We start from the raw sequence: 16,406 nt of genomic DNA on the forward strand, positions 1-16,406 counted from the left end.
ACGCCGATGCCCCGGCTGCGCCGCCACCGGGTGGCCGTCGCGGGTGTCTTCTTCGTCGTCGGAGTCCTGCTCGGAACGTGGTTCGCGCGCGTTCCGGAACTGCGCACCGCCCTGCACCTCGACTTCGCCGAGCTGGGCGCGGTGCTGCTGGCCCAGACCGTCGGCGTGATCGTCGCGATGCAGGTCGCCGGGCACCTGTCGGCGTACCTGAGCAGCCGGACGGTCATCCGGCTGACCGCGGCGGTCGTGCCGTGGTTCCCGGCGCTCGTCGCGATCTCCCCCGGCGCGGTCGCCGCGGCGGCCGCGATGCTGGTGTGGGGCCTGGTGGCCGGCCTGCTCGACGTGGCCATGAACGCCCAGGGCGTCGAGCTGGAACGGGCCGGGCGACGCCCGTTCCTCAGCAGCCTGCACGCGGTGTGGGGCGCCGGCGCGCTGACCGGGTCGCTCGGCGCGGTCGCCGCGATCCGGGCCGGGGTGCCGCTCGGCGTGCACTTCATCGCCGTGGCCGCCGTGCTGTGCGTGCTCGCGCTGGTCGCCGGGCGGCACGCGCTGCCCGAGCGGCAGGCCGCTGCGCGGCGCGAGCCGGGGAAGCGGGCGCGGACCGGGCTGCTGTCCGGGTGGACCCGCGCGGTGGTGGTGCTCGGCGGTCTCGGCGCGGCGGCCGCGTTGTGCGAGGGCGCGGTGTCGAGCTGGTGCGGGGTGTTCCTGCGTGAGCAACGCGGCGCGAGCGCGGACGTCGCTTCGCTGGGCTACTTCGTGTTCGTCCTGGCGCAGACCGGTACCCGGATGTTCGGCGACCGCGGGCACCGTCTGCTCGGACCGGTGGCGCTGCTGCGGTGGAGCATGGCGGCCACCGCGGCCGGGGTGCTGGTGGCGGTGCTGTCGCCGGACCCGTGGTGGGGACTGGCCGGGTTCGCGCTGCAGGGCTGCGGGCTCGCGGTGGTGATCCCGCTCATCGCGGGCGCGGTCGGCCACGGCGTCGGCGGCAACACGAGCCTCGCCATCGCCCGGTACTCCACGCTGCACCAGGCGGGGGTGCTCGCCGGACCCGCCCTGTTCGGCAGGCTGGCGCAGACCTTCGGGGTCAGCACGGCGCTGGCGCTGCTCGTGCTCCCGCTGGGCCTGATCGCGGCGTTCGCGACGGCCACCGCCCGTGCGCGCCCCGACCTCCCGGCCACCGAGCGCCGCGCGGCCTGAGCCGCCGCGGAAAACGATTTCGCCGCCCCCGGGTTTCCCGGCATGCTGTGGCCATGTTGATCCGCCGGGAAACGCCCGCCGACCGGGCCGCGATCCACGCGGTCCACAGCGCGGCGTTCCGGCGCGAAGAGGGCGCGGTCCCGGTCGAGGCGCCGCTCGTGGACGAGCTGCGCGCGGAAGGCGACCTGATCGGCGCCCTTTCGCTGGTGGCCGTGCGCGACGGCGAGGTCGCCGGGCACGTGTGCTGCAGCCGCGCCCGCCTCGGCGACGACCCGGCAGCGGCCGTCGGGCTCGGGCCGCTGGGCGTGCTGCCCGCGCACCAGGCCCACGGCGTCGGCTCGGCGCTGATGCACGCGGTGCTCGGCGCGGCGGACGCGCTCGGCCACGGCCTGGTCGTCCTGCTCGGCGAGCCGGCGTACTACTCGCGGTTCGGGTTCGCCGCGGCGTCGGCGCTCTCGATCACCGCGCCGGACCCGAAGTGGGGCCGGTACTTCCAGGCGCGGACGCTCACCGCGTACCGGCCCGTCCAGGCGGGGGCGTTCGCGTACGCGCCCGCGTTCTCCCGGATCTGAACAGGAGCCGCGCGTGTACACACCGACCTCGTCCGTGGGGGTGCGGATCAACCGCGAGCAGCCGCCGGCCAAGCTGCGCGACCTCGCGCGCCAAGCCGAAGACGCGGGCCTCGACGAGCTCTGGCTGGTCGAGGACTGTTTCTGGGCGGCCGGCGTCGCCACGGTCGCGACGGCGCTCGCGGTGACGTCGACGATCAGGGTGGGCATCGGCGTCCTGCCGGCGGTGGCGCGCAACCCGGCGATCGCGGCGATGGAGCTCGCGGCGCTGGCCGAGCTGCACCCGGACCGGCTGATCGCCGGGTTCGGCCACGGCGTCGCGTCGTGGATGCGGCAGATCGGGGCGTATCCGGCGTCCCCGCTGGCGGCGCTGGAGGAGACGCTGCTGGCGGTCCGTCGCCTGCTGGCGGGCGAGCGCGTCTCGATGGACGGAAAGCACGTCCACCTCGACGAGGTCGAGCTCGTCTTCCCGCCGTCCTCGCCGCCGCCGCTGGTGGCAGGCGTCCGCCGCCCGAAGTCCCTGGCGGTCGCGGGCGCGGCGGCCGACGGGACGATCCTGGCCGAGCCGGCCCCACCGGAGTACGTGCGGACGGCGCTCGCGGGCATCGAACCGGGACGTTCGTCGGAAGGCGCACCGCCGCACCACGCGCTGGTGACGTACAACTGGCTGGCGCTGGGCGACCGCGAGCGGGCGCGGCGGACGGTGGCGGAGTCCCTCACCCCGGGGGCGCGGGTGCAGGTGGAAGGCCTGCCGTTCGCTGCGGAGCTGCTGGCCCTGATGGACTCGACGTCCACAGTGGACGAGCTGGCGGCGGGCTTGCGTCCGGAGTGGATCGATCGCCTGGCCGTCTGCGGCGACGTGGACACCTGTGCGGCGGCGGTCCGCGCGCTGCACGAGGCCGGCAGCGGCTCGGTCGTGCTGCTGCCGCTGCCGGAGGAGCCGCCGGAGCGGGGCATCGAGGACGCGGCCCGGGTGGCGGCGGCCGTGCGCGGCTGAGATCAGGCGCGAAAAGGAGTTCGCGCACCGCAGCCGACGTGCCACGATCGAGCCATGCCGGTCGACCAGCACCTCCTCCTGGCCTTCCTCGTGACCACCGCGATCGCGATGGTCACGCCGGGGCCGGACATGCTCTTCATCCTCGGCTGTGGCATGCGCGGCGGCCCGAAGGCCGGCCTGCTCGCCACCGCCGGGGTCGCCACCAGCGAAGCCATCCACGTCGCCGTCGCCGCGGCCGGGCTGGCCGCGCTCTTCGCCGCCGTGCCCGTCGCCTTCACCGTCGTGCGGGTGGCCGGTGCAGGCTACCTCGTCTACCTGGGCGTCCAGGCCATCCGGAACCGCAAGCCGCTCGTCGAACGGAACAGCGACCGCGCCTACCTCAGCGGCCTGCTCACCAACCTGCTCAATCCGAAGATGGTCACCTTCACCATCGCCTTCCTGCCGCAGTTCATCGACCCGGCGAAGGGCCACGTCTGGCTGCAGTTCGCGGTCCTCGGCGCGATCATGATCGTGTTCGAGTTCCTCGTCGACGGCACGGTCGGCGTCCTCGCCGGCCGCGTCGGCGGGTGGGTCCGGCGGAAGAAGAACCAGCGCCGCATCGAGGTCGCCACCGGCGGCATCTTCATCGGCCTCGGCGTCAAGCTGGCCGTCGACCGCTAAGCCCGCGCGAGGAAGTCCTCCGCGATGTCCAGCGGATTGCGCTTCTCCTCGGTGAACTCGACGTTCAGCCGCGTCAGCTGCTCGGTCGTCAACGCCGCCGACACGCGGTTCAGCGCCGAGACCTCGCGCGGCGACAACGTTCCGCGGGCCACCAGCGGCACGATGTTCTGCGCCGGGAACATGTTCTTGTCGTCGACCAGGGGCACGAACCCGTTCGCCGCGATCGTCGACGACGCGCTGAACAGGTCCGCCACCTGCACGTCGCCGGACTTCAGCGCCGCCACCGTCACCGGGCCGCCCGTGTCCGTCGTGCGGATTTCCTTGAACTCGCAGCCGTACAGCGACTTGATCTTGTCCTTCCAGCGGCTGCTCCACTGGCCGGGTCCGCCGAACACCAGCTCGCGGCAGCGCCGCCCGAGGTCCGAGAACGTCTTCACCCCGGAAGACGCCAGCTGCGGGCCGACGACGAGCAGGTCCTTGTCCTCTGCCGGGGCCTGGTCCAGCACCTCGAAGCCGGGCGGGATCTTCTGCCGCAGCTGCGCGTAGACGTCCTGCGAAGTCGTCGCCGTGGTGTTCTTGTCGAAGTACCGCAGCAGGTTCCCGCTGTAGTCCGGCACGACCGAGAGCGACTTGTCCTGCAGCGCCTTGACGACGACCTCGCGGCTGCCCACCGGCGGCCGGACGGTGACGTTCTCGGCGCCTGCACCCCGCAGCGCTCCTGCGTAGATCTGGGCCAGCAGCAGGCTTTCCCCGACGTCGGACGCCCCGATGATGATGTCCCCGGTCGCGCCGCCCTCGCCGCCGCCCGCCAGCGGGTTGCCGCAGCCGGCCGCCAGCACCAAGACCAGCAAACCGACCAGCCGCTTCACGCCGCCACCTTCTTCACAGCCGCCGCGAGCCGGACGCCCCGGGGCACCAGGGCCCGGTTCAGCAGCGCGAAGAGCAGGTCCAGGACGATGGCCAGCAACGTCGTCAGCAGCGCGCCCGCGATGACCTCGGAATAGTCCAAAATGGCCAGTCCGTCGAGCAGGAACCGGCCCAGGCCACCGAGTCCGACGTAGGCGGCCACCGCGGCGGTCGCGACGAGCTGGAGCACGGCGTTGCGGATGCCGCCGAGCACCAGCGGCAGGGAGATCGGCACCTCGACCTGCCACAGCCGCTGCCAGCCGGTCATCCCGACCCCCTCGGCGGCGTCGACCACGCCGTGGTCGGTCGCCTGCAGCCCGGCGTACGTGCCGGCCAGGATCGGCGGCACGGCCAGCACGACGAGCCCGATGATCGTCGAGGTGACGCTCTCGGTGAAGAGCAGGAACAGGAACGTGACGAGCCCCAGCGTCGGCAGGGCGCGGATGGCGTTGCCGGCGCTCACCAGCGCGACACCGCCGCGGCCGGTGTGGCCGACGAACAGCCCCAGCGGCACCGCGATGACCAGCGCGATCACCAGCGACAACGCGGTGTAGCCGAGGTGTTCCAGCAGCCGCTGCGGGATGCCGTCGGGGCCGGACCAGTGGGCCGGGTCGCCGAACCAGCGGAAGAGATCGGTGATCACGGCGCCGCCACCCGGGTCCACGGCGTCAGCAGGTTTCGCGAGCCCACCAGCACCAGGTCGACGACCAGCGCGAGCAGCAGGGTCAGCACGATGCCGACCACGATCGGCGAGAAGTACTCGCGCTGGAAGCCGTCGGTGAACAGCACGCCGAGGCCGCCGGTGCCGATCAGCGCGCCGACGCTGACCAGGCTGATGTTGCTGACCGACGCGACCCGCACGCCGGCCGCCAGCACCGGCACGGACAGCGGCAGTTCGACGGCGAAGAAGCGGCGCACCGGCTTGTACCCGACGGCGGTCGCGGCGGCGACCACCGGCGCCGGCACCGCGTCGAGGGCGTCGAGCACCGGGCGGACCAGCAGCGCCGTGGTGTAGATCGTCAGCGCGACGACGACATTGACGCTGTCCAGGATCTTCGACCCGATCAGGCCGGGGATGACGACGAACAGCGCGAGCGACGGGATCGTGTAGAGCAGGTTCGCCACCACCATCAGCACCTGCCGCGCGGGCCGCCAGCGGTGGCCGAGCCAGCCCGCCGCGATCGCCAGGACGATCCCGATGACCAGCGGGAGCAGCGCCAGGTAGACGTGGTCGCCCAGGTCGCCGAGGATCTGGCCGCGGTTGTTCGCGCTGCCCAGGTACCGCCCGAGCTCGTCCACGAAGGTTTCGGGGGGTCCAGGGGGGCTTGCCCCCTGGCTGGGGTCTGGGGTTCGACCCCAGAAGGCACAGCAGCTCATGACGCCTGGGGCGTCGCCTCGATGACGTCCAGCACCTGCCGCGCGACCACGGCGCCGAGCACCCGGTGATCTTCGTCCACGACCACGCCGAGGCTCGCGGGCGAGGACAGCGCCGCGTCGAGCGCGCCGCGGATCGGCGTCCCCCGCACCCACAGCGAACCGCCGGCCACGAGGCCGTCCTCGGTGAGCGGACCGTCCACAGTGGAGTTCGGCGGCAGCCAGCCGCGGGGCTGCTTCTCGGTGTTGACCGCCAGCCGCCAGCCGTCGCTCGCGGCGACGGTGGAGCCGATTTCGACCAGCTCCAGGTCCTTGACCTCGACGCCGTCGGCGGAGAGGAACGACAGCCCGCGGTAGCCGCGATCCCGGCCGACGAACGACGCGACGAAGTCGTCCACCGGGTGCCGCAGGACGTCGGCCGGGGTGCCGTACTGGGCGAGCTTGCCGCCGACCCGCATCACCGCCACCTTGTCGCCGAGCCGGACGGCCTCGTCGATGTCGTGCGTGACGAACACGATCGTCTTGCCCAGCTGCGACTGCAGCCGCAGCAGCTCGTTCTGCAGGTCCTCGCGCACGATCGGGTCGACCGCGGAGAACGGCTCATCCATCAGCAGCACCGGCGAGTCGGCGGCGAGCGCGCGGGCGACGCCGACGCGCTGCTGCTGACCGCCCGAGAGCTGGGCCGGGTAGCGCTTGCCGAGCTCGACCGGCAGGCCGATGATCTCCAGCAGCTCGGCGGCCCGCTTGCGCGCTTTCGCCTTGTCCCAGCCGGAAAGCAGGGGCACGGTGGCGATGTTGTCCAGCACTGTCCGATGTGGAAAGAGACCGGCGTGCTGGATGACGTAGCCGATGCCGCGGCGCAGCAGCGCCGGGTCGCCCTCGGCGACGTCCTTGCCGTCCAGCAGCACCTGGCCCGCGGTCGGCTCCACCATCCGGTTGATCATCCGCAGCGACGTCGTCTTGCCGCAGCCGGACGGGCCGACGAACACGGTGATCGTGCCGTCTTCGACCGTCAGGTTCAGCTTGTCGACGGCGACCGTCCCATCCGGATACTGCTTGGTCACGTCGCGGAATTCGATGGTCACTGCCACTCCCCATGTCCCGGTCCGTTCGACCGTAGCCGAGTCGGCGGTGGTTGGCACGCTGTTCCGGCAGGTGGTTGGCTAGGCTCGGAGCCCGTGAAGGCCCTCGACGACGTCCTCGCCGCGCACGGCGTCGGCGTCCGCCCGCTGTACCGCGTCCTCGACCTGCTGCGCACCGGTGACCACGACCTCGGCGAACTGGTGCGGCTGAGCACCGCGCCGCGGCGCAGCGTGGAGGCCGTCCTCGCGGCCCTCGGCGACGACCTGGATCGCAGCGGCGACCGCCTGCGCATCGCCCCCGGCGTCGCGGCGTCGTACCTGCAGTACCGCGCGCCGCGCTACGCCGACCCGCTCGACGAAGCCGTCGCGGCGCACGAACTGCTCCCGAAGATCGCCGAGTGGGTGGCCGAGGTGCCGTCCCCGCTGGCCGCGCTCGACCACGTGCAGGCCACGCCGGAGACCGTGCTGCGCCGCGCGCTCTGGCTGGACGCGCAGTACGACCTCACCTCGGCACGCCTGCTGTTCCTCGGCGACCACGACCTGACGTCCCTGGCGGTGCGGGCGGTCTGCCCATCGGCGTCGCTGACCGTCGTCGACCTCGACGAACGCGTGCTCGCCTACCTCGACGACCGCGGTGGCCGCGAAATCCGGACCGTGCACGCGGACCTGCGCGTCGGCCTGCCGCCCGCGCTCTCGAGTGGCTTCGACCTCGTGTTCAGCGATCCGCCGTACACCCCCGAAGGCATGGGGCTCTTCGCGGCGCGCGCGGTGCAGGCGCTGCGTGAGCCGAGCGAGGGACGGCTGCTGCTGGCCTACGGCTACAGCCCGCGCCACCCGGCGCTGGGAGCGCAGGTCCAGCGCTCGCTGGCGACGCTCGGGCTGACGTTCGAAGCGATCCTGCCGGGCTTCAACCGCTACTTCGGGGCGCAGGCGATCGGCAGCGCGGCGGACCTGTACGTCTGCCAGCCGACGGCGAAGGCCAAGAAGATGCGCAGCGGCAAGGCGATCTACACGCACGGCCCGCAGTCGGTGGAGGCGGCCGGGACGAAACCGGCACTGCTGGAGAAGCTGAAGGAAATCGCCGTCTCGGGCGGGCTTTCGCTGGAGTCGCGGCCGGTGGACTGGTCGATCTCCGGCCCCGAGGGCGACGCGGTGGCGATGGACCTCTCGGGCGACCCGGGCCCGTGGCTGCTGCGGACGCTGCTGGGCACGAACGCCCGGCGGCTGGCGTTGCTGCTGCCGAACGCCCACCCGGACCTGGCGGACCAGGCGGCCCAGGAGGCGCTCGCCTCACTCGTCCGGGGGAAATACGCGCTGCGGTACCTGCGGAGCACGCCGGACAACCGCCACGCGGTCGTGGTCGCGGACGCGGTGGAGCACCAGGACGAGCTCCTGACCCGCGCCCACGCCCGGCTGGCGAACGTCTCCCTTGACGTCCCCTCGGACCTCACGGACCTGCGCCTGGTCGACGTCCCCCGCCACCGCCTGACCGAACTGCTCTGAACGCGCGCGAAGGCGGCACTTTCCGGGGAAAAGTGCCGCCTTCGCGGGGAAATCAGTCCGTGACGCCGTCGGCTTCCGCCGCCTTCGCCACCGCGGCCGCGACCTCCGGGGCCACGCGCGGGTCGAGCGGGCTCGGGACGATCCGGTCCGGGCCCAGGTCGTCCATCGCCACCGACACGATCGCCTCGGCGGCCGCCAGCTTCATGTTCTCCGTGATCGCCCGGGCACCCGAATCCAGCGCACCGCGGAAGACGCCCGGGAACGCCAGCACGTTGTTGATCTGGTTCGGGAAGTCGCTTCGCCCGGTGGCCACGATCGACGCGTACCGCGCGGCCGCGTCCGGGTGGACCTCCGGGTCCGGGTTGGACAGTGCGAACACGATGCCGCCGCCCGCCATCCGGCCCAGCAGCGACTCGTCGATCGTCGCGCCCGACAGGCCGAGGAACACGTCCGCGCCTTCCAGCGCCTCCGCCAGCCCGCCGCGCAGGCCCGCCTTGTTCGTCGTCGCGGCCAGCCGCTCCTTGACCGGGTTCAAGCCATCGCGACCGGTGTGGATGATGCCGCGGGAGTCGAGCACCGTGACGTCGCCGATGCCGGCTTCCTGGAGGATCTTCGCGCAGGCCACGCCCGCCGCGCCGGCGCCGGAGACGACCACGCGCTGGTCGGCGATCGCCCGGTCGAGGACCAGGTTGGCGCCGCGCAGCGCGGCCAGCGTCACGATCGCCGTGCCGTGCTGGTCGTCGTGCATGACCGGGCAGTCCAGCGCTTCCTTGAGCTTGTCCTCCAGCTCGAAGCACCGCGGCGCGGAGACGTCTTCCAGGTTGACGGCCCCGAACGACGGCCGCAGCCGCACCAGCGTCTCGACGATCTCGTCCACGTCGGTCGTGTCCAGCACCAGCGGGATCGAGTCGAGCCCGCCGAAGGTCTTGAAGAGCACCGACTTGCCCTCCATGACCGGCAGCGACGCGCTGGCGCCGATGTCGCCGAGGCCGAGCACCGCGGTTCCGTCGCTGACCACGACGACCAGCCGGTCCGCCCACGTGTAGCGCTTGGCCTTGGCGGCGTCCTCGGCGATCGCGCGGCTCACCTTCGCCACACCCGGGGTGTACGCGATCGAAAGGTCACGCGGGCTGGAAATCGGGCGGGTGGCCGCCACCGAGAGCTTGCCGCCCTCGTGCCCGGTGAAGATCTCTTCGTCGGTGACCGGCGCGACGGCGCCGGTGGGGTCGGTCATGGGGTTTCCTGTCGTCGTTTCCGTCATTCCCCCAGTGGGAATGACGGAACTCGCGGTTCTGACTCGGGTCACTGGAATTTCTCCTGGGCATGCGGGCTGGGACCACGGTCCGCAGGGGGAAACCGTGGGGGATCCCGGCACGGCAGCCCAGCGCGGTAGCGCCGGCCTGTCGGCGAGGCGTCACGTCGGCCATCGGTGCCGTGGGTCTGGCGATGGCCGCGGACGCGGCGGTTCGTTCATTGTGACAGGTCCTCCGCCGCCGGTGACCCCTCGGTGCGGTTGATGTCACACCGAAGCCGATTCACCGTCAATTCCCAAGACGTCCGTCCGGTTTTGTTGGGCGCCCGATAAGGTGACGCCATGCAATTCCGCCGGCTGAGCGTCCCGGACGCCTACGAGTTCTCCCCCCGGGCGTTCCCCGACGACCGAGGGCTGTTCGTCGCCCCCTTCCAGGAGGACGTCTTCCGCGACGCGGTCGGCCACTCGCTGCGGCTCGGCCAGGCGAACCACAGCGTGTCCCGCCGCGGCACCATCCGCGGCATCCACTTCGCCGACACCCCGCCGGGCCAGGCCAAGTACGTCTACTGCCCGCGCGGGTCGCTGCTCGACGTCGTCGTCGACATCCGCGTCGGTTCGCCGACGTTCGGCCGGTGGGACGCGGTCGTGCTCGACTCGCGCGAGTTCCGCGCCATGTACCTCGCCGAAGGGCTCGGCCACGGCTTCGTCGCCCTGGAGGACGACACCGTGATGACCTACATCTGCTCGGAGCCGTACAACCCGGCGGGCGAGCACGGCATCACCCCGCTCGACCCGGTGCTGGACCTGCCGTGGCCCGCGGACATCGCGCAGGTCCTGTCGGACAAGGACCGCATCGCGCCGACCTTGGCCGAAGCCCGGGAACAGGGCCTTCTCCCGGTGTACGCGGACTGCGTCGCCTACTACGACAAGCTCCGCTCGGCCCACTGACCGTTCCTCGGCCACCAGGCCGCTTGCGCATTTAGTATGCGCGCATATAGTCTGCTCGCATGGCACTTTACGAGTACGAGCACAGCGAGACCTCCACCGCCTCCGCCGCCGCGATCTGGCCGCTCTGGGCCGACACCGGCCGCTGGCCGGAGTGGGACGCGGGCGTCCGGTCGGTGGTCCTCGACGGCCCCTTCGCGGTCGGATCCGGCGGCACGATGACGATGGACGGCATGCCGCCGATCCCGTTCACCCTCACCGAGGTCACCGAGGGCCGGAGCTTCACCGACGAGACCCGGCTGCCGGACGCGCACCTGCGGTTCGAGCACGAGCTGACCGACGTCGACGGCGGCACGCGGATCACCTACCGCGTCACGATCGACGGCCCGGAGGGGTTCGGCCCGCAGGTCACGTCGGACACTCCGGACGCGATGCGCGCGTTGGCTCGGCTTGCTGAGGCATCGGTTCGGGGGTTCCGGGTGGCGGAGCCCCCGGCCCGGGGCGGAGGCCCGGATGTCACAGCAAGCTCGCCGGTATGACCGCCCCGGAGTCCCGTCTGCCCGGCCCCGAGCGCAGCCCCGGCTTCCTGCTGTGGCGCGTGACACTGGCCTGGCAGCGGGCGATGCGGGCCGCGCTGGCCCCGCACGACCTCACGCACGTCCAGTTCGTGCTGCTGACGACGACGTGGTGGCTCACCCGCTTGGGCGAGCCACCGACCCAGCGGCAGCTCGCCGACCAGGCCGGCACCGACACGATGATGACCAGCCAGGTCGTCCGCAAGCTCGCCGATCGCGGCCTGCTGGCCCGCGCCGACGACCCGGCCGACGCCCGCGCGAAGCGCCTGGAGATGACCCCGGCCGGTCTGGAGCTGGTCGCGAAGGCGCTGAAGGACGTCGAGGCCGCGGACGCCGAGTTCTTCGCGGCCACCGATGACGGTTTCGTCGACGCGCTCGCCCGGCTCGGCCCCTGACGAAACTCGGGTCTCCCCTGGGGGCCATCCCGGATGCCTCGGCGTCGCGGCGCGAGCAGGCTCACCGCCATGAAACTTCTCGCACTGGGGGCGGCCGCGGTCGCCGGTTTGGCATTGACAGCCGGGACCGCGTCGGCCGATGAGCTGCCGTCGTTCGACTTCACCGATTGCCCGGCGCCGCCCGCGAACGCCGACCCGGGCACGTGGCGCTGTGAAGCCTTCGTCTCGCAGGGAAAGCTGACGATCGGCGACCAGGAGATCCCGCTGGGGGAGATGCGGCTGACGTTCAGCGAAGGGCGGGTGAGCGGCCAGTACGCGCAGGCGTTCGGCACGCTGCGGCATGAACCGGTGCGCGTGCCCGGCCTGGCCGGCACCACGCTCCAGCTGCGCTACGGCGGTCACTCGGACTTCCAGAGCAACGATGAGCGCCGCGGCGAGCTCGACGTCTACGCGGTGCTGCGGCACCCGTTGCTGCGCAAGGAATGCAGCATCGGCACGGCGGCCGCGCCGATGCACACCGTCGTCCACGACGACCCGGCGCTGCCGCCGACGGTGCTCTCCAAGAACCCGCCGACTTTCCACTTCGGCGTCGTCGACCCGGCGTTGGCCCTCCCGGCCACGCAGGGCTGCGGCCCGCTCGGCAAGCTCGTCGACCGGAAACTGGGACTGCCGTCGCCGGCTGGGCAGAACACGTTCCACCAGACGACGTACGTGCAGTACAAGCAGCTCTAACGCTTCTTCGGCGTCACCCAGATGGTGATCGTCCCGGTGACCACGGGCCGGCCGTTCGTGTCCGAAATGGTCACCGGGACGTCGAGGTCGAAGCCGTCCTCGCCGAATTCCGGCAGCTCGGGCAGCGCCGCCACCGCGCGCAGGCCCGTCTCGGCCTTGGCGACATATCGGACGGTCATGCCCTTCGGCAGCCAGCGGTGGGTGGTGGGGACCGTCGCCTCGGCGAGCATGCCCATCGCGATTTCGGCGAGGTTGCAGGCGGCGATCGCGTGGAACGTGCGGATGTGGTTGTAAACACCCCACCACTTCGGCGCGGTGACCTCGCAGTGGCCCGGACGCAGCTCGCGCACCGAGGGCAGCACCGTGCGGAAGTACGGCACGCGGAGGCACATCGCCGCGCTGAACAGCTGTTTCCCGCCCGGCTTCCCGGCCAGCTTGTGCCACATCGCGAACGTCGGTGTCTCGGACATGCAGGTCTCCTCGAGCTAAGCTACCGCTCAGTAGACAACCAGACGGCCAGCCGCCGCGCAAACCGCCGGATATATTCGGCCGCGTGACCAACCGTCTCTTCCTCCTCCGGCACGGGCAGACCGAATGGTCGCTGAACGGGCGGCACACCGGCCGCACGGACATCCCGCTGACACCGGCGGGCGAAGGCCAGGCGCGCGCCGCGGGCGGCACCCTCCGCAGCCTGGTGGGCGGCCCGTCGCTGGTGCTGTCGAGCCCGCGCGCCCGGGCGCTGCGCACGGCCGCGCTGGCCGGGCTGCGCGTCGACGAAGTCACCGAGGACCTCGCCGAGTGGGACTACGGCGACTACGAAGGCGTCACCACGCCGAAGATCCGGGAAACCGTGCCGGGCTGGACGGTGTGGACGCACCCGAGCCCCGGCGGCGAAAGCGCTTCGGACGTTTCCGCCCGCGCGGATCGCGTGCTGGAGCGCGCCCGGCGTGCCTGCGAAGCCGGCGACGTGATCCTGGTGGGCCACGGCCACTTCAGCCGCGTGCTGGTGGCCCGCTGGCTCGGCCTGCCCGCCACCGCCGGCGTCCACTTCGGACTCGACGCGGCCGGCATCGCGGTGCTCGGCGACGAGCGCGGCGAACCCCAGATCGAACACCTCAACCTGCTGCCCGCGGAGGACTGACGTGCCCGACGACCGCATCCGCCGGATCCGCCCCGACGACGTCGAGGCGGCCGTCGGCCTGGTGTACGACCTGGCGGAGTACGAGCGCGCACCCGGCGAGTGCCACCTGACGCCAGCGCAGCTGCACGAAGCGCTGTTCGGCGAGGCGCCGAAGCTGTTCGGGCACGTGGCCGAAGTGGACGGCGAGATCGTCGGCTTCGCGGTCTGGTTCCTCAACTTCTCGACCTGGCGCGGGGTGCACGGGATCTACCTCGAGGACCTGTACGTGCGGGCGTCCCACCGCGGTTCCGGCCTGGGCAAGGCCCTGCTGGCGGCACTGGCGGCCGAGTGCGTCGCCAACGGCTACGCGCGGCTCGAGTGGTCGGTACTGGACTGGAACCCGGCGACGGAGTTCTACAAGGCCCTCGGCGCGCTCCCGATGGACGAGTGGACGGTCAACCGCCTCACCGACGCCCCGCTGCGCGCCCTGGCCGCCCAGGCGTAACTCAGTCTTCTTCGTGGCCTTCGCGCTCGGCGCGGCGGCCGGCGAGGCCACCGCGTTCGGCGGCTTCCGTCTCGGACTCGCCTTCGCGCAGGCCCAGCGCCCAGGCCCGGGCCGGCCGGCGGAACAGCAGGACCAGGGCCGCGATGCCCAGCAGGGCGACCGGCACGCCCCACGCCGGCTCACCGGACGGGCCCAGCAGGTACCAGCCGAGGCCGACCACGATCAGCGCGATCACCACACCCGGCGAGCGCGCCCACGTCTGGCCGAGCACCAGCCCGGCCGACGCCGCCAGGAACGCCAGCGCCACCACGATGAACGTGCCCGACTCGACGAAGACGTTGTTGCCCGGCTGGGCCGGCGACCGCAGGCCGTTCACCAGCACGATCACCCCGAACACCAGCAGGGCGAGCGACGGCACCGCGGTCACGGCACCGGCCAGCCGGACCTCGCGGGGAGCGGGCGAGAACTTCACTGCGGCGGCCTTCCGGACGGACTGGCGGGTGCGGGGCGGGGTGCTTTGCGGGAGCACAGGTTTGCGGGAGCACAGTGGACTCGACCAGGGCGAGTCACCGTGCGTGAGCCAATTCGATCGTATGCCACCCGGTCGGCCGTTTTCGCGGGACCGCCCGGGCACCGAAGATTCAGGTGTCGTCGATGAGCGGGCGGTCGGCCCGGGTGCACTTGTCACGACGAGCGGACACTCGCGTGCGAAGGAGGACCGCCCGGCACAGGGTCTCGAAGGTGCTGTTCCCCGGGGTTGCGCCCGTCACCATGCGGCGCCGGAAGGTTCTCGGGCCGCCGGAAGTCACTTACTCTGCGGTAATGCGCGCAATCCTCGTCGTGAACCCCCAGGCCACCTCGACCACCGCTGGTGGCCGGGACGTCCTGGCGCACGCGCTCGCCAGCCAGGTGAAGCTCGACGTGGTCGAGACGGACTACCGCGGCCACGCGATGGCCGTCGCGCGCTCGGCCGCGCGGGACGGCATCGACCTGGTCGTGGCGCACGGCGGCGACGGCACGGTCAACGAGGTCGTCAACGGCCTGCTCGCCGACGCCGACGGCGACCCCGCCGAAATCGGGCACGTACCGGCCTTGGGCGTCGTCCCCGGCGGCTCGGCCAACGTGTTCGCCCGCGCCCTCGGCATCTCCGCGGACTCGTTCGAGGCCACCCACCAGCTGCTCAACGCGCTGGAGAACGACCGCTCGCGCCGGGTCGGGCTCGGCCTGGCCGACGGCCACTGGTTCACCTTCAACTCCGGCCTCGGCTGGGACGCCGACGTCGTCGGCCGGGTCGCCAAGCGCCGCGGCAAGCAGACGACGGCCGGCCTCTACATGCGGGCCGCCGTCCGCTCCTACTTCCGGCCGCCGCTGGGACGGCCCGCCCTCACGATCCGCATCCCGGGCGCGGAACCCGCCGAGGCGTTGACCGCTTTCGTGTCGAACACCGATCCGTGGAGCTACCTGGGTGAGCGAGCCATCCACCTCAACCCGGGTTGCTCGTTCGAGACGGGATTGGGTTTGTTCGCGTTGAACGGTCTGGGGTTGCCCACGGTGTTCAAGCATGTACGCCAAGCTTTGACTACGAAGAGCAACCAGCGCGGCCGACGTCTCGTGCGTCACGATGACCTGCCGATGATCCGCATCGACGCAGCTGAACCGGTAAACTTCCAGGTGGACGGCGACCTCGTCGGCCAGCGGACCCGAGTGGAATTCTTCAGCGTCCCGAACGCACTCACGGTGATCGTGTGACGGCGGGACACCTGATCGCCTGCGGATAAGTGCCAGGTGCCGTTCGTCGACGGAGAAGCTCCACTCAGCGCATCAGCCTTCCCTTCGGGCGGCTGTTTCGGAGAGAAACCGCAGGTCAGAGGGGTCGCTCGGCCGGGTGACCTGACTCACCGATCTTCCGGAAACCCTTGTCGAAAGCGGTGCTTCGTGAAAGCATTCACAAGCACCCAAGAACACGACCGCCATTGACGACTGTGGCGCGGCCCTCCCGCGCCATATGAAGGAGCTCACGAACATGGACTGGCGCCACGACGCGGCCTGCCGAGACGAGGACCCCGAGCTGTTCTTCCCGGTGGGAACCAGCGGTCCGGCTCTGTCGCAGGTTACGCAGGCGAAGGCCGTGTGCCACCGCTGCACCGTCGCTTCCGACTGCTTGGCCTGGGCTTTGGCCAGCGGCCAGGACGCGGGCGTGTGGGGCGGCATGAGCGAGGATGAGCGACGCGCGCTCAAGCGCCGCCGTACGCACATCGGCACGCGGACCAACGCCTAAGTTTCTCGAGATCCACCCAGGCCGAGCAGGAATTTCACCCGGCGGGCATTTGTCGTGCCCACGCCGTCTGGGGTGATACCTACCCGGTCTGAGCTTAACAACCGAGGCGAAACCACCTGGCGACGGGTGCGGTAAAACCTCACCGGGACTTCAAGTCTCCCGCAAAACGTTGAACGGCCCGGCACCACGCACCTGGTGCCGGGCCTTCATCGTGTCGTCCCCCCAATCACCCGTGTCGACCTCCCCATCACACGCGATGACCTTTCAATCACACGGCCGAAAGGCACCAGCGTGATTGAGAAGCCAACTCGCGTGT

The 16,406-nt window shown here is 71.6% G+C and carries 20 protein-coding genes; 13 read left to right on the forward strand and 7 right to left on the reverse strand.

Annotated features, from left to right (window positions below; all coding sequences use genetic code 11):
* Nucleotides 1-6: 6 nt before the first annotated feature.
* Genes ISP_RS41105 through ISP_RS41120 form a run of 4 tightly spaced genes read left to right on the forward strand, consistent with a single transcriptional unit; the run spans nt 7 to nt 3,423 of the window.
* Nucleotides 7-1,197 (forward strand): MFS transporter, encoded by a 1,191-nt coding sequence (locus tag ISP_RS41105; RefSeq protein WP_013229691.1) that lies wholly within the window; start codon nt 7-9, stop codon nt 1,195-1,197.
* A 53-nt stretch (nt 1,198-1,250) separates the two neighbouring features.
* Nucleotides 1,251-1,769: a GNAT family N-acetyltransferase gene (locus ISP_RS41110; RefSeq protein WP_013229692.1), complete on the forward strand. Its 519-nt coding sequence runs from the start codon at nt 1,251-1,253 to the stop codon at nt 1,767-1,769.
* A gap of 13 nt (nt 1,770-1,782) precedes the next feature.
* Nucleotides 1,783-2,763 (forward strand): LLM class flavin-dependent oxidoreductase, encoded by a 981-nt coding sequence (locus ISP_RS41115; protein WP_013229693.1) that lies wholly within the window; start codon nt 1,783-1,785, stop codon nt 2,761-2,763.
* Nucleotides 2,764-2,817: 54 nt separating this feature from the next.
* Nucleotides 2,818-3,423 (forward strand): LysE family translocator, encoded by a 606-nt coding sequence (locus ISP_RS41120; protein WP_013229694.1) that lies wholly within the window; start codon nt 2,818-2,820, stop codon nt 3,421-3,423.
* Here ISP_RS41120 and ISP_RS41125 read toward each other — a convergent pair.
* The 4 genes from ISP_RS41125 to ISP_RS41140 form a co-directional block, all read right to left on the reverse strand.
* Nucleotides 3,420-4,292: an ABC transporter substrate-binding protein gene (locus ISP_RS41125; RefSeq protein WP_013229695.1), complete on the reverse strand. Its 873-nt coding sequence runs from the start codon at nt 4,290-4,292 to the stop codon at nt 3,420-3,422. The two genes, ISP_RS41120 and ISP_RS41125, sit on opposite strands and share 4 nt — an antisense overlap.
* Nucleotides 4,289-4,972: an ABC transporter permease gene (locus tag ISP_RS41130; protein ID WP_013229696.1), complete on the reverse strand. Its 684-nt coding sequence runs from the start codon at nt 4,970-4,972 to the stop codon at nt 4,289-4,291. The genes ISP_RS41125 and ISP_RS41130 overlap by 4 nt, the downstream gene beginning before the upstream one ends.
* Nucleotides 4,969-5,628 carry an ABC transporter permease gene (locus ISP_RS41135; protein WP_013229697.1) on the reverse strand — a complete coding sequence of 220 codons (660 nt, stop codon included), beginning with the start codon at nt 5,626-5,628 and terminating at the stop codon, nt 4,969-4,971. The genes ISP_RS41130 and ISP_RS41135 overlap by 4 nt, the downstream gene beginning before the upstream one ends.
* A 74-nt stretch (nt 5,629-5,702) precedes the next feature.
* Nucleotides 5,703-6,788, reverse strand: a complete 1,086-nt coding sequence (locus ISP_RS41140; RefSeq protein ID WP_013229698.1) for an ABC transporter ATP-binding protein — start codon at nt 6,786-6,788, stop codon at nt 5,703-5,705.
* Nucleotides 6,789-6,881: 93 nt separating this feature from the next.
* Between ISP_RS41140 and ISP_RS41145 the strand changes: the two genes are divergently transcribed.
* A complete protein-coding gene (locus ISP_RS41145) occupies nt 6,882-8,288 on the forward strand; it encodes a bis-aminopropyl spermidine synthase family protein (protein WP_013229699.1) in 1,407 nt (468 codons plus the stop codon).
* A gap of 52 nt (nt 8,289-8,340) precedes the next feature.
* Here the strand turns inward: ISP_RS41145 and ISP_RS41150 are convergent, their stop codons facing one another.
* Nucleotides 8,341-9,522 carry an NAD(P)-dependent malic enzyme gene (locus tag ISP_RS41150; protein WP_013229700.1) on the reverse strand — a complete coding sequence of 394 codons (1,182 nt, stop codon included), beginning with the start codon at nt 9,520-9,522 and terminating at the stop codon, nt 8,341-8,343.
* Between the two features lie 360 nt (nt 9,523-9,882).
* Between ISP_RS41150 and ISP_RS41155 the strand changes: the two genes are divergently transcribed.
* The 4 genes from ISP_RS41155 (at nt 9,883) to ISP_RS41170 (ending at nt 12,187) form a co-directional block, all read left to right on the forward strand.
* On the forward strand, nt 9,883-10,488 hold the full coding sequence (locus tag ISP_RS41155) for a dTDP-4-dehydrorhamnose 3,5-epimerase family protein (RefSeq protein ID WP_013229701.1): 606 nt from the start codon (nt 9,883-9,885) through the stop codon (nt 10,486-10,488).
* A 59-nt stretch (nt 10,489-10,547) separates the two neighbouring features.
* Nucleotides 10,548-11,024, forward strand: coding sequence for an SRPBCC family protein (locus ISP_RS41160; protein WP_013229702.1), 477 nt, complete (start codon nt 10,548-10,550; stop codon nt 11,022-11,024).
* Entirely contained in the window at nt 11,021-11,455 is a 435-nt protein-coding gene (locus ISP_RS41165) for a MarR family winged helix-turn-helix transcriptional regulator (protein ID WP_013229703.1), read from the forward strand. The genes ISP_RS41160 and ISP_RS41165 overlap by 4 nt, the downstream gene beginning before the upstream one ends.
* 69 nt (nt 11,456-11,524) lie before the next feature.
* Entirely contained in the window at nt 11,525-12,187 is a 663-nt protein-coding gene (locus ISP_RS41170) for a hypothetical protein (protein WP_013229704.1), read from the forward strand.
* On the opposite strand, the gene ISP_RS41175 is transcribed toward ISP_RS41170, so the two are convergent.
* Nucleotides 12,184-12,657, reverse strand: coding sequence for a hotdog fold domain-containing protein (locus tag ISP_RS41175; protein WP_013229705.1), 474 nt, complete (start codon nt 12,655-12,657; stop codon nt 12,184-12,186). The two genes, ISP_RS41170 and ISP_RS41175, sit on opposite strands and share 4 nt — an antisense overlap.
* An 83-nt stretch (nt 12,658-12,740) precedes the next feature.
* Here ISP_RS41175 and ISP_RS41180 point away from each other — a divergent pair, with 83 nt between their 5' ends.
* A complete protein-coding gene (locus tag ISP_RS41180) occupies nt 12,741-13,328 on the forward strand; it encodes an acid phosphatase (protein WP_013229706.1) in 588 nt (195 codons plus the stop codon).
* Between the two features lies 1 nt (nt 13,329).
* Nucleotides 13,330-13,812 (forward strand): GNAT family N-acetyltransferase, encoded by a 483-nt coding sequence (locus ISP_RS41185; protein WP_013229707.1) that lies wholly within the window; start codon nt 13,330-13,332, stop codon nt 13,810-13,812.
* Nucleotide 13,813: 1 nt separating this feature from the next.
* Here the strand turns inward: ISP_RS41185 and ISP_RS41190 are convergent, their stop codons facing one another.
* Nucleotides 13,814-14,284 (reverse strand): membrane protein, encoded by a 471-nt coding sequence (locus ISP_RS41190; protein WP_013229708.1) that lies wholly within the window; start codon nt 14,282-14,284, stop codon nt 13,814-13,816.
* Between the two features lie 350 nt (nt 14,285-14,634).
* On the opposite strand from ISP_RS41190, the gene ISP_RS41195 reads away from it, so the two are divergent.
* Nucleotides 14,635-15,561, forward strand: coding sequence for a diacylglycerol/lipid kinase family protein (locus ISP_RS41195; RefSeq protein ID WP_013229709.1), 927 nt, complete (start codon nt 14,635-14,637; stop codon nt 15,559-15,561).
* Nucleotides 15,562-15,835: 274 nt separating this feature from the next.
* Entirely contained in the window at nt 15,836-16,090 is a 255-nt protein-coding gene (locus ISP_RS41200; RefSeq protein ID WP_003059797.1) for a WhiB family transcriptional regulator, read from the forward strand.
* Nucleotides 16,091-16,406: the final 316 nt, after the last annotated feature.

Source organism: Amycolatopsis mediterranei (assembly GCF_026017845.1).
Lineage (GTDB): Bacteria > Actinomycetota > Actinomycetes > Mycobacteriales > Pseudonocardiaceae > Amycolatopsis > Amycolatopsis mediterranei.